At 33.5% G+C, this 13,265-nt stretch carries 12 protein-coding genes; 5 read left to right on the top strand and 7 right to left on the bottom strand.

The window, feature by feature from the left end:
* Positions 1-86: 86 nt before the first annotated feature.
* The 3 genes from FC97_RS05450 to FC97_RS05440 form a co-directional block, all read right to left on the bottom strand.
* A complete protein-coding gene (locus FC97_RS05450; RefSeq protein WP_054643918.1) occupies positions 87-1,751 on the bottom strand; it encodes an ABC transporter transmembrane domain-containing protein in 1,665 nt (554 codons plus the stop codon).
* A gap of 105 nt (positions 1,752-1,856) precedes the next feature.
* On the bottom strand, positions 1,857-2,279 hold the full coding sequence (locus tag FC97_RS05445; protein ID WP_054643917.1) for a GNAT family N-acetyltransferase: 423 nt from the start codon (positions 2,277-2,279) through the stop codon (positions 1,857-1,859).
* Positions 2,280-2,357: 78 nt separating this feature from the next.
* Positions 2,358-3,380, bottom strand: coding sequence for an SLAP domain-containing protein (locus tag FC97_RS05440; protein ID WP_054643916.1), 1,023 nt, complete (start codon positions 3,378-3,380; stop codon positions 2,358-2,360).
* Between the two features lie 355 nt (positions 3,381-3,735).
* Here FC97_RS05440 and FC97_RS05435 point away from each other — a divergent pair, with 355 nt between their 5' ends.
* Positions 3,736-5,100: an NCS2 family permease gene (locus FC97_RS05435; protein WP_371125790.1), complete on the top strand. Its 1,365-nt coding sequence runs from the start codon at positions 3,736-3,738 to the stop codon at positions 5,098-5,100.
* Positions 5,101-5,146: 46 nt separating this feature from the next.
* Here FC97_RS05435 and FC97_RS05430 read toward each other — a convergent pair whose 3' ends face one another.
* Together FC97_RS05430 and FC97_RS13480 are read right to left on the bottom strand one after the other, a co-directional pair.
* Positions 5,147-5,908, bottom strand: a complete 762-nt coding sequence (locus FC97_RS05430) for a LytR/AlgR family response regulator transcription factor (protein WP_054643914.1) — start codon at positions 5,906-5,908, stop codon at positions 5,147-5,149.
* Positions 5,908-6,600: a sensor histidine kinase gene (locus tag FC97_RS13480; protein WP_186811605.1), complete on the bottom strand. Its 693-nt coding sequence runs from the start codon at positions 6,598-6,600 to the stop codon at positions 5,908-5,910. Before FC97_RS13480 ends, FC97_RS05430 begins: the two co-directional genes overlap by 1 nt.
* Before the next feature lie 868 nt (positions 6,601-7,468).
* Here FC97_RS13480 and FC97_RS05420 point away from each other — a divergent pair.
* Positions 7,469-8,305: a helix-turn-helix domain-containing protein gene (locus FC97_RS05420; RefSeq protein WP_056967909.1), complete on the top strand. Its 837-nt coding sequence runs from the start codon at positions 7,469-7,471 to the stop codon at positions 8,303-8,305.
* A gap of 37 nt (positions 8,306-8,342) precedes the next feature.
* Here FC97_RS05420 and FC97_RS05415 read toward each other — a convergent pair whose 3' ends face one another.
* Both FC97_RS05415 and FC97_RS05410 read right to left on the bottom strand, forming a co-directional pair.
* Positions 8,343-9,368: an SLAP domain-containing protein gene (locus FC97_RS05415; RefSeq protein WP_054643910.1), complete on the bottom strand. Its 1,026-nt coding sequence runs from the start codon at positions 9,366-9,368 to the stop codon at positions 8,343-8,345.
* Between the two features lie 172 nt (positions 9,369-9,540).
* Positions 9,541-9,921: a DUF4430 domain-containing protein gene (locus FC97_RS05410; protein WP_054643909.1), complete on the bottom strand. Its 381-nt coding sequence runs from the start codon at positions 9,919-9,921 to the stop codon at positions 9,541-9,543.
* A 117-nt stretch (positions 9,922-10,038) separates the two neighbouring features.
* Between FC97_RS05410 and FC97_RS05405 the strand changes: the two genes are divergently transcribed.
* The 3 genes from FC97_RS05405 to FC97_RS05395 are packed head-to-tail and all read left to right on the top strand — an operon-like array spanning position 10,039 to position 13,167.
* A complete protein-coding gene (locus tag FC97_RS05405) occupies positions 10,039-10,962 on the top strand; it encodes an energy-coupling factor transporter transmembrane component T (RefSeq protein ID WP_143442739.1) in 924 nt (307 codons plus the stop codon).
* Positions 10,896-12,500, top strand: coding sequence for an ABC transporter ATP-binding protein (locus tag FC97_RS05400; RefSeq protein ID WP_054643907.1), 1,605 nt, complete (start codon positions 10,896-10,898; stop codon positions 12,498-12,500). The genes FC97_RS05405 and FC97_RS05400 overlap by 67 nt, the downstream gene beginning before the upstream one ends.
* On the top strand, positions 12,490-13,167 hold the full coding sequence (locus FC97_RS05395) for an ECF transporter S component (protein WP_054643906.1): 678 nt from the start codon (positions 12,490-12,492) through the stop codon (positions 13,165-13,167). Before FC97_RS05400 ends, FC97_RS05395 begins: the two co-directional genes overlap by 11 nt.
* Positions 13,168-13,265: the final 98 nt, after the last annotated feature.

Raw genomic sequence — 13,265 nt, 5'->3', positions numbered from 1 at the left:
AAAAAAAGTGCTCCTAAAGTTGTTAGATTATGTCTAACAATTTTAGGGCACTTCAAGTCTTCCTTCGGGAAAAGTTATCTTCTTTTTTAACCGATTAAATTCAATTTTTTCAACCAAGAATGAACACCAAAATCATTTAAACCACCTTGAACTTTTACTTCGCCACCGTCGAGAATAATAATTTCATCAGCATGTTCAAATAATTGTTCATCAAATTGATGAGTAACGGTTATCCAACCGGAGTGCAAATCAGTCAGAATTTTGCTTATATCGTGGGCGGTTTTAGGGTCCAAGCCAGTTAACGGTTCGTCAAAAATTTTGAAATTAGCATTTTTTAACAGCAATCTTCCTAAAACGATTCGACGTTTTTCGCCACCAGAGAAATTATTATTGTGTGAGGATAGGCTATCAACCGATGCGTATTTTTCTAGGCCAACGATGTTAAGAGTGTTGATCAATTCTTCATTTGAGAATCTATTGGAATATAGCGTTAAGTTATTTTTCAAACTGTCGTCGAATAGATAACTATCTTGTTCTAGTAAGTTGATTTGTTCAAATATATCAATCAAACTGTAACGGTTCAAGGGATGATTGTTTAGAAGAATCTTACCGATAAAGTTAGTATGACTAAGTGGTAGATTGATTAGAGTAGATTTTCCACTGCCACTTTTACCAACTAGTAAATAATGTTTAGTAGAATCAAAATTTATAGAAATGTTTTTCAGAATATTCTTTTGTTGATCACTGAAGGAGACGTTATCGTAATTGAGTGATTTCAATTTTGAAAGTGTCAGGAATTTAGTTTTTTCAGATGAAACATTCACTTTGGAATTGATTTTTTGAGCGGCTTCTTTACCACCTAAAACATCACCGATTAAACCGGATGCGGATTGAATTGGTTCGGAAATGAAGATCATCAGTTGAGAAAAGGCGACTAATTGTCCTAAAGTGATCGACTTTTGGAGGACGAAGTAGATACCTACAACCCAAGTTCCTAGGTACAAGAAGTTATCTAGAAGTTGACTGATACCGCCAATTTGTTTACGGATCAACTGATCTTTGTTTTGACTTTTTAATAGTTCGGAGTTTTGATTTTGAAAGATATGAGTAAGAATTTTTTGGAGATTGAATAACTGAATGGTTCGCAAACCATTGGTGATATCTTGTAAACGTCCAGTATATTTTTCAGAGATATTAATCAATTGATGTTTATTCTTTTTCAGACTTTTTTGTCGAAAGAAAGGTAAGAAGAGTCCGGGGATGCAGAGCAGGATAATGACGAAACTCAAAGCTGGTTTGATCATTAGTGATAAGACTATTGCAATAACAAATTGACAAATTTCTTTATAACAGTTGATACTGCCTTGAAGATAGTCAGAACGAAGAATGTCAGTGGTGGAAGTAAAATCATTGTAGTAGTCGGTAGTTACTTTTTTAACATCGTGACCAACACCGGTATTTTGTCGAAACATGGCTGAGAGTAATTTATTCTTGATAGCGCTGATAATGTCGTTTAATGTCGTTTGCTCAAGATATGATGAAGCAAAATAGACTAAGGCATCAACAATAATATAAATAATGACGACAGAAACTAAGTTGGTATAGGATAAAAATCCTTTACCGGTAGCGGTATCGGTAATTAATTGAAGTAGATATGAAACGGAAATCTCAATGGCCGATGCAATTGGAATCAGAATTAGTAAAAAGAGGGATTTAGATTTGGCCAGCTTAAAGTATTTTGATAATAACATTAGTATTTCCTTTATAATTATAATTATTTTAATTTAATTATAGACTTAATAATTAATTTTAAAAGAGAAATAAAAAACGCCTCCCAATTAAGGAGACGTTTATGGCTAATTGAATCGACGATCCATGACAAAAGCTCGACCATATCCAGATGGTTTAACTTCTTGGAATTTCAGTGATTGATAAAAAGCTAATGTTTTATCTTCAGGATCAGTAATTAAAACTGTCTGTCCAACATCTTGATACTTTTTCAAGAATCTCTTAACTAAATCAGTACCAATGTGTTGATCTTGATGAGAGCGGTTAACCAAAATATCTTGAATATAAAGAATAGTTTTACCATCAGTGATACCACGGCACAAGCCGACCAGCTTTTTATTTTCAATGGCCCAAAGAACAACAGAATTATTAAGAGCTTCAACCGTTGTCTGTGGTTGTTGAACATAAGCTAACCAACCAACACTTTGATAAAGGTCAAGAATTTGTTTAGAATCAATAAAATTTGGTTTTTGAAATGTGTAATCTATCATTATAATTCGTCCTTTTATTTAAAATCTGACGTGATAGATTAATTACGACGTTTTGTCACTTCAATCATCTCATTTCAATTATTTGAAAAGGTTAATTGCAAAGTAAGGTTCATAAGCAGATGAGTTAGCTAGTTCTTCTTGTAAGACATTGTCAGTAAAGATTGAGCTACCTAGTGGAATCCATTCGTTGTTTGAAACTTTAGCAAAGAAGTAACCAGCACTATTTTCAACAGTAGCGTTGACTTTCCAAGCTGATCCGGCTGGAAGTGTTCTCGTCATTGAATTACTTGAAGTATCGTAAAGTTGAACTGGTTTAGCCAAAGTAACCGTAGCAGTACCTTTGCTGAATACAGAAGTATTCTTATCTTCAGTAGCTAGGACCCATTCGTTAGTAGCAACTTGATAATATTGATGGCCATTAATTGTCTTTTCTTGAGCAACTTTCCATGAAGAGCCCTTTGGTAGAGTTGTTCCTAGACTAACACCATTACCATTATATAGAGTAGCGTTTGTACGTAATGTAATTGGTTGATGTGCTGTTGGTGTAGTTACAACAGTTTGACTGTCGTTGTTCACTGAAGATGCAACATTAAAGTCTAGTGCTTTGACCCATTCGTTAGTAGCTACACGATAGTAGGGATAGCTATTGAAGTATCTAACTTGATCAACTTTCCAAGCTGATCCTGCGGGTAAAGTTACGCCTGTGGCAGCACCATTATTATTAACAATAGTAGCGGCTTTACTACCAACGGTTTCAACACGGTTGATGTAAGAAATTTGATTATTGATTGGATTGAGTAACTTTCCATTTTGTGTGATATCCATAGAGCTGGCATCAACATATTCGTTGGTTGCTACTTCATAGTAAGGATTACCTCCGATAGTAATTCTTTGACCAAGTTTCCATGAAGTAAAGTTACCAAAGGCAGCACCATTGATAAAGTGACCATTACCATCAACGGCAACAGCACCTCCACGTCTGATGGTACCAATCAATTGAGTATCGGCATGAACGATTTGTGTAGTTGGTAATGTATTTAAGGCAGCAGGAGCAAGTAAAATAGCAAGAGTAGAAGCTAAAACAATTTTTTTCTTATTCATAATTAATCTCCCTATAATTAATGTATTATCCAATTACAAATTACCACTACCATATTTTTTTAACTCAATAAATAGGCCATGTTAATAAAAACTTAATCGTTCGGTAAAATACGTATTAGATATTCATATATCCATGATATAGTTCATGAAATATGTGTTTTGAATTTAACTGATAATATTAAGAAAAACTGTCTTTAATATGTTTATTAATAGTATAAATAAATAAAATTATCATTGGATACGAACAATATTAGTGAAAAACTATATAAAAGTTTTTATTTAGCTTGAAAAAATGCTTAAAATCTGTAATACTATATGAGTTCTCAAAAGTTTATTATTTTACAAGGGGCGAATTATATTGAATTCATTAGATAATAGGGGAAACTTGAGCTTACTTGAGCGCTTGTTTCACTTGGAAGAAGCCAAGACGAACGTTAGACGAGAGATTTTAGCTGGTTTAACTACTTTCGTTTCAATGGCTTATATTTTGTTTGTTAATCCTCAGGTTTTGGGAGACTCAGGGATGGACAAGGGGTCACTATTCACAGCTACCGCATTGACTGCTGTGGTTGGTTCAGTTTTAATGGGAATTTTGGCTAATTATCCGATTGCCATTGCCCCAGGTTTAGGTGATAATGCCTTCTTTAGTTATTCAGTTGTTATTGCGATGGGAATTCCTTGGCAAACAGCGATGGCTGGGGTATTCGTTGCCAGTTTGATTTTCTTAGTACTTTCATTGATGAAAATTCGTGAAGTGGTTATCAACGCAATTCCTAAGGATTTGAAATTAGCAGTTGCTTCCGGATTAGGTATCTTCATTGCTTTCGTTGGTTTGCAAGGTGGGGGATTGATTACAGCAAGTAAATCTTCACTTGTTGCAATTGGATCATTTACTAATCCAACTACATTATTAACAATCGCCGGATTATTAGTTACAGCAATTTTAATGGCACGTAAGGTTCCAGGATCAATTTTTATCGGAATGGTCTTCACAACAGTTGCCGGTTTGGTAACAAAATTGATTCCAGCACCTGCACATATTATTTCAGGAATACCTAGTTTGAAGCCAACCTTTGGTGTTGGTGTGGCACATATTGTTGATATCAAGGAACCTCAATTGTGGGCCGTAGTTATTATCTTCCTATTAGTGGCCTTCTTTGATACTGCTGGTACTTTGATCGGATTAGCCGAACAAGTTGATGTCATGCAAGACAAAGATGGTAAAATGCCAAGAATTGGTCATGCTTTGATGGCTGATTCTATCTCAATGGTCAGTGGTGCCGTTTTTGGAACAACTCCTCCAACAGCTTACGTTGAATCATCAGCTGGTATTGCTGTCGGTGGTAGAACTGGGTTAACCTCAATTACCGTCGGAGTATTGTTCGCATTATCAATGTTCTTCTCACCATTATTGTCAGTCGTAACAGGTAACGTTACAGCACCAGTACTAATCATCGTTGGTACTTTGATGGCTCAATCTATGCGTGGAATTCAATGGGATAGATTTGAAATTGCGCTGCCAGCATTCTTAACAATTGTCGGTATGCCACTAACATATAACATTTCATACGGAATTGCTTTCGGATTCCTAGTTTATCCAATTACAATGTTAGCCGCAGGTAAGAGAAAAGAAATTAATCCAATTATGTACGGGTTGTTCGTAGTCTTCGTTATCTTGCTATACATTATTAATATTTTGCCAAAAGCTAGTTTGGCTTAATCAAAAAAGTCCAATTGTTTCTATATTATATAGAAGCAATTGGACTTTACTTTTTAATTAAATCCGGATGTTCTCGAGAAAAATCAACTAATCTTCTTCTTGATATATCGCAAGAAGAACCATCTTTAAAGTAAATCTTTCGCTCCTTCTTATTAATAGACTGGGTATTATTAGGATTGATCAATAAACTTTTATGAGCACGATAGAAATAAGGAACTTTGTGAGAGATAGATTTTAAAGTATCAGGAAATTCAATATTTTGATTAGTGGCATGCAGGAATACATTGGTAGTATGTTCTAAGGATTCAAAATAGTTAATTTGATTAATATCAAAGTTATATTGTTTTGAACCAATTCTGAAATTGAATTCTTTTAATCGCTTATTCTGCGGTCTGACTAATCGCTCAACAGTGATATCTAAATCAGTGTATATTTTTCTTTTAATATTATTAATTCCTTTTTCCTTAGTAATATAATCCAAAGGTTCTACTTTTCGTTCGAAAATCATTGGCATCAGTTCTTCATGTGTCGTAATGAAGACAATTTTAGCATTCAAATCATTTTTTCTGATTTTAGTAGCTAAATCTATACCTCTTATTTTTGAATTAGGAAATTCAATATCCAGTAGAAAGAATTTCATCTCTTTTGGATTGTTGTCTAAATAAATATTTACATCATTAGGATTTCCAGTAGATAACATAATTTTCATATCAATGTCCGGATGAGATTTAATGTAATCCTTGATTATTAATTGATAGTACATTCTAAGGGTTCTGTCGTCTTCGCAAATTATTATATTAAGTAGCATTATTTATCTTCCAATATAGTTAGGATTGTTGAAAAGTAACCGTCTTTAACTTTGTTTTGTAAGAGTAGATTACTATTTGAATGAATGATTTTATTAACAGTCGATAGTCCCAAACCATTATGATCTTTTTTAGATGTATAACCAGTTTGGTAAATTTGATCCAAATTGATTTTTTCAGATGAGGCAATATTGTTTTTTACAATGAACTCTAGATAACTATCAAATGTAACAAGAGCAAAACTTATTTCAGGATTGTTAGTTAATAGGGATGCTTCAATAGCATTATCAAAAAGAATTCCTAGAATACGGGTTATTTCGACCGATAAAGTTTTAGGAATGAGGATGCTTTGATCTACTTCAAAGTTGGTTTCAATATGCTTATTTTTGGCAGCTACTAATTTTGTAATAATAATTCCCTTAACTAGATCGTCATTAAGATGATATAAATTAGCGTTTTCAACGGTTGAAGTCATATCAACATTACTATCTGCATAATCAAGAAGCCGTTGAATAGAATCGTTATTAGAATTGTTAGATCTTAATGAAACCGATAATGATGTAAGGAGATTTTTGTAATCATGTTTGAATCTTCTCAATTCAGTATTCTTTCTTTCAAGTTCCTCGATGTATAAATTTCTTTCCTTCAGATGTCTGATTTCATATTTGGATCTCACTTCTTTCATGTATCCCATTACCAACATGATGCTTCCTATTACTATAAATATAGTAGACATTAAACTGACCAATAGTGTTGTTTTTAAATAGGTTAATTGATTAAATTCATGTCTAGACATTAATATTAATGATGCATAAGAGACGGTTATTACGATAGTTGATAAAAGAGCCATTTTAATTACTGTCTTGTTATGAATAATATTTTGAATAGTGTCTAGGTGCAATATAAATTTTAGAATGATAATAATTAGTAATGTTAAAGTGTAGTTTATTAATGTTAGTAGAATTGTTCCTAATAAAGTTTTAAATGAATAAACACTGAATCCTAAGTTAAAAACTTTTATTACAAAGTAACTAGCTATTCCTTGGGTGAGAGAAGTTAATAAAAAAGATACCAAGAATAAAATGATTTGAATTGGTAAATTTATATTCAATTTTGATTGTTTTAAAAATAAGAGGTATGTAAAGAAAGTAAGCAATAACGAAGCATTAGGAAAATAAAAATCAATAAAAGTAAACAATAAACTCAAAGAAAAAGATAATATTACGTTTCTTTTTGAGTATAAGTTAGGAATTAATAGAAATATTGATATATACATTAATAAGGTGTTTGAAAAATCAAGAACTAACCAAGACGGTATTATAAATTGTTCCAATTTTAATTCTCCTTACTTTATATTTAATGGTGACTCATATCTCTGAGTAAATCGAAATTTGCTAAAATTTGTAAAGAGTCAAACATATTTTTTCCTTTCTTATAAAAATTTCAAACAATGTAGTATATCATATTTAAAACCTTCTTTAAGAAATTACGTTAAAAGGTAAAATATAATTTCGAATGGTACAATTATACTAACTTGTAATAATGATTAGTGAGGTAGAGACGTGTTCTTAGGATCAGTAATTTATGATAAACGACGTAGTTTGAATCTAACTCAAAGCGACTTGGCTAGTGGTTTGTGTAATCAAAATACTATTAGTAAAATGGAAAAGCATAACATGACTCCTCAAATGGATGTCTTGATAAAAATTTGTCAGCGCCTGGATCTTTCTTTGAATGATGTTTTTAGTGAATTTTCCAGTGATTCCAAACCTGAACAAACTTTTATTTTGGATGATATCGAAAAAGATGTTCTTTTAGGTAATTTAGATTCAATTGAAGATAAGATTGCTCTAATTCAAGACAAAATTAAAGCTAAGGATCGGGCACAATGTGACTTCATTCTTGGTGTCATAAAGTTCAATGTTGGTAACTATGAATTGAGTTCCTTCCACTTTGATAAAGTTTTGCGAGAAACTAAGACTGATGAAGATAATATCTATACTTTGATGTCGTATTTATTCAAGGGCAAGATATATTATCGCCAGAAGCACTTTGATGAAGCTGATTACTATCTCGGTTTGATTAGCAGTTCTTTGAGAGAAAATCTTAATGTTAATAATGCTAGTGGATTAGAAATAATTTTTCTTGCTAAAATGGTAGGTAAGGCATACTTACAAATAGAACAATTTGATTCAGCCAAAAGTATTTCTGAGCGTGGTTTGAATTTTGCCAATGACAATCACTTATCCTATTTTCTAGATGAATTGAACTATAATCTTTATTTAGTTTATCAAGCGGATGACGATAAGGATAAGCAACAGTTGTATAAAAATCGAGCCTTTTACTGTGCAGAAGTATTAAATAATCATAAACTCCAAGAAAAAATTGAACATAAATAAAGACAGTCAAAGTGGCTGCCTTATTTTTTTACGATTATTATTTGAAAAGACTGATAGCAAAGCTTGGTTCGTAAGTAGCAGAGTTAGCCAACTCTTGTTGAAGGAGTCCATCATTAAAGACTGATCCGCCTAATGGAATCCATTCGTTGTTGGAAACTTGAGCAAAGTAGTAACCTGCGCTGTTCTCTACAACGCTAGAAATCTTCCAAGAAGTAGCAGTCGAAAGTGATCTAGTCATAGAATTTGAAGAAGTGTTATATAGTTGAACGTTCTTAGCCAAGGTACCAGTTGCAGTACCATTACTGAAGATAGAAGTGTTCTTATCCTCGGTAGCTAGAATCCATTCGTTGGTAGCTACTTGGTAATATTGATGACCGTTGATAGTCTTCTCTTGAGCTACTTTCCAAGAACTGTTACTTGGTAAAGTTCTACCAGTGTTTTGACCTAAGCCATTATAGATGACTGAATTAGTGCGAAGTGTGATGATTTTTTGAGCATTAGTATTGGCAACAGTATTGTTAGTGTTGCTTGTACCGTTGTAGTCAGAAGTGAAGTTTAAAGCTTTAACCCATTCATTTGTGGCCACACGGTAGTAAGGGTAACCGTTGATAACTTTGTATTGGTCAACTTTCCATGAAGTTCCGTTAGGAAGGGTAACTCCCAAGCTGTAACCATTATCATTAACTACAGTAGCATTATTGCCAGTAATGGTTTTAACAGCATTAACATAGGATACTTCTTTTTGAACGGGGTTGAGTACTTGATTACCATTGCTAATATTCATAGCTGTGGCGTCAACATATTGGTTAGTTGCGACTTCATAGTAAGGATTGCCACTGATAGTGATTCTTTGACCTAATCTCCATGAAGTGAAATTCCCTAAGTAACCGCCACGAACGTAATTACCGTTGGCGTCAACCGTGGCAGCACCACCACGTCTTACGGTTCCAATTAGTTGAGTGTTGGCAGCATGAACAGTTTGATTTGTAGGTAAATTATTAAGAACAGATGGGGCTAATAAAACAGCAAGTGTTGAGGCTAAAACAATTTTCTTTTTATTCATAATTAATTCCTCCGAATATATTATTCAAGTATAAAATAGCACTTTTTAATATAATAAAAGAGGGTTATTATCTTTGTTAAGAAAAACTTAACTTAATGAATTACTTATTTACACAAAAAAATATGAGATGGGGATATTCAATTTATCCTCATCTCATATTTTCATTTAATCGTTAACCGTTATATTTTGATAATTTGAAAACAACTTTGTCTTTGTTATGTAATTTCTTTTTGTCAGCTGAAACGTTAACTTGTTTGCCGTTAACAGTGAATGTCCAGTAAATTTTCTTCTTGTTATTTTGTTTGTGACCATCGATAGCTGAAATAAAGCCGCCTTTGTCGTTAACTTTCCAGCCTTTCTTTAGACCGTCAGTAACAGTGGCATTCTTTTTTAATGTGATAGTTTTCTTAGCAATCTTCTTTTTGTTCTTCTTCAAAGTGTAAGTAACTTTGATATTCTTAGATGCCTTGGCTTGAACTGTTGTCGCAGTTGCTGGAGCAAATACTCCTAGTAACATTAATAATGACAATAAAAATGCTGTAATCTTTTTCATTGTTTTCCTCCTCAATTTGTACAACGATTTTTATTATAACAAAGAAAAATCCAAATGAATCAAATAGATTTTTTTCGTGAATAAGTTAAAATAGGAATATTGAGAAAGGAGCGTGCGATGATGAATAAGTTGATTTTGAACTTTCAAAAAAGAACTAATAGCGTGACGATTTTCATCTATTTGCTTGGTATTATCCTGATATCGCTGCTCTTTAACAATCCAATTATTTCTCTCATTAGCTTAATAGCTTTAATCTTTATGGCTATTCTGGTTAACCGTGAGAAAATAAAAACTTATTTCAAGTTTTCTTGCGTAATCTTTATTGTGACCTTTGCGTTTAATTTAATTTTGAATCAACGTGGAGAAGATGTATTCTGGACTTTCTATTCGTTTCGACTTACACAAGAATCGTTACTTAATGGTCTTATTTTAGGAATATCCTTTGTAAATTTGTTGTGGGCTTTTTATATTTATAATGCTTTGATTCGAGTAAAAACGGTTTTTGAGTTGTTATCTAGTCTGTTGAAGAATGTAGCACTGATCTTTATTTTGACGATTCAATTCATTCCACGGATCATTCAAATTTATAATGAAACGAAGTCGATTAGAAAATTTCGAACTCAAGATGAGGTACAGCATTCTAAATTAAAGTCAACGATGGATCTAATGGAGATTATTTTGAATAAAGCTGTCGCCAGTTTTATGAACGTTTCAGATACATTAATTCTGCGTGGTTTCAATAATCATCAAAAAAGTATTGGTAAGCTGGAATACAGAGGTGCCGATTTTCTATTGTCAGTTTTGGTGGTTTCAGGCCTAGTAGCTGATATTGTGATGGCTATTGGTAAAGTTGGTGTCATTAATTTAGGTTCAATTGATGTTCGATTGACCTTTACTAATTCAGAACTTGTTTTACTTTTAATTAATGTGATTTTGATTTTATTACCAGTTATATTTGGAGGGGTAAATTACTTATGGTGGAAATTTTACATTTCAAAGATTACAGCTTCAAATACAACAACAGTCAAAAAGTATCGTTAAAAAATATTGATTTTTCCGTTCAAACGGGTGATTTTGTCGTATTAATTGGTGAAACTGGCAGTGGTAAAAGTACTTTATTGAAACAAATGTTAGCTGATTTAGCGGTGGGAAAAGTTTTGTCAGGTGAATTGGTGACTGACTTGTCATTAAACAATAATAATTTTGCCTATGTGTCACAGTTTGTTGACAACCAGATGGTCATGGAAACTCCGCGGGATGAATTGAAGTTTGTCTTGGATAACCAGGGCTGTAACCAAAATGAGATTCAGTTACGGATTACGGAAATTGCCAGTTATTTAGGGATTATTGATTTGTTGGATATTAATGAGAAACACCTTTCCGGTGGACAAAAGCAATTAGTCAACTTAGCTAGTGCCTTGATTTTGAAGCCAAAGGTCTTGTTATTGGATGAACCGACTTCCCAATTAGATCCCATTGCGGCCGAAAAGTTATTGCAGATGGTACATAAAATCAACGAGGAATTGAATGTGACAGTATTACTGGTTGAACATGAGATTGATCGTGCAATTCGCTATGCCAACAGATTACTAGTCATGGAGAAGGGCAGTTTGATTGAGGATGCACCAGTGAATACAGGTTTGCGTGATATCTATCAAAATCCTCACCTCAAAAATTACTTGACCCAAGTTGACCGTTTGATTTTGGAGCTGAATTTGTCTGCAGATAAACAATTACCTTTGAGCAATAAGGAGGTTGGACTCCTAATAAATCAGAACAGGGCATCGTTAAACTGTGTTCCTCGTAAAGTTGAGATCGACACTTCCGCTGAAAATATTTTGGAGATCAAGCATTTAAATTTTCGGTTTGACTTCAATGGCCCACAGATTATCAATAATGTTAGTTTTGAGTTGAGAAAGGGGCAGTCTTATTGTGTTATTGGGCCTAATGGGATGGGAAAGACGACATTGTTAAAGACGATGACGCAGCAATTGAAGCCTCAATCGGGCAAGATTTTATTTACCGGTCATAAAGTTCAAAGCAATTTCTATCGGAAAGTTTTCGTTCTACCACAGAATCCAGCTATCCTGTTCATGAAGGATACGGTAGCTGAGGAAATCAAATATCAGCTACAGTTAAGCAAGCGTGACACTACACTTGAAGCGGTGTTAGAAAAGTTTTCTCTAACTGGTTTGGAAAAGACGAGTCCTTATGACTTGAGTGGTGGTCAGCAAGAATTCTTAGCATTGGCTCTGGGTTTCATCAAGAACCCCCAAATGTTATTCTTGGATGAACCCACTAAGGGATTAGATCCCAATAAGAAACTAGAATTGGGCCAAATGTTGAATCAGTTTCAAAATGACGGTGGAACGGTGTTTGTGAATAGTCACGATTTATTATTTGCGGCAAGATTTTTTGACCAAATAGCGATGATGTTTGATGGAAAAATCAGTCAATTTGCTGCACCAACAGTATTTTTCAGAGATAAATTTTTCTATACGACGGAAATAAACAAGGCACTAAGGGAAACTTTTCCACTAGCCTTGTCATGGAAGGATATTAGACGACGTGAATCGTAAATCAATTTCTTTATTAGTTTTAGCAATTTTAGTGTTAGTTTTAATGGCCATTTTTTCAAGTAAAAATTATTTATTGTTTTCTTTTGGATTTTTGGTTTTGACTTTGGGCGTTTATTTTTGGAGGTTTGAAAAATCACCGCATACTTCACGGGAGATTGTTTTTATTGCTATTATCTGTGCTTTAGCAGTCGTAGGAAGAATCATCTTTGCGGCTATTCCGGCAGTTAAACCGGAACTATTTATTTTAATTCTAGGGGCTATTGTCAGTGGACCGGAAACGGGCTTTTTGATGGGAACAATTATTGCTTTAACGTCAAATATGTACTTTGGTCAAGGTGCCTGGACGCCATGGCAGATGTTTGCTTTGGGGTTAATTGGCTTGATATCAGGATTGATGTTGAAAAAAGATATCGCAACTTGGAAATTAGCTCTCTGGGGCTTTTTGTCAGGGTTTATCATGGGCTGGATCATGGATGTTTATTACATTATTGGTTTTGTGAATCCAATTAGTTGGCAGAGTATTTTGACCTCTTTAGCTGCTAGCTTTTACTTTGATGTCGTTCACGCTGTGTTTACTGCCGTTCTACTATTGTTAGTTGGTAAGCGTTGGATTAAGTTATTTAGTAATTACCAACGAAAGTATGATTTATTTAAAAATAATAACTAATAATTAAAGGTACGAATGTACTTAAATTTCCGTCTTCCGCAAGAATTGGAAATGTGTTGGAACGCTATGGGCATGACTTGAAGCTAATAATTTCACCT

Source organism: Companilactobacillus kimchii DSM 13961 = JCM 10707, assembly GCF_001435445.1.
GTDB classification, from domain to species: domain Bacteria; phylum Bacillota; class Bacilli; order Lactobacillales; family Lactobacillaceae; genus Companilactobacillus; species Companilactobacillus kimchii.
This window is presented reverse-complemented; position numbering and strand designations above follow the sequence as displayed.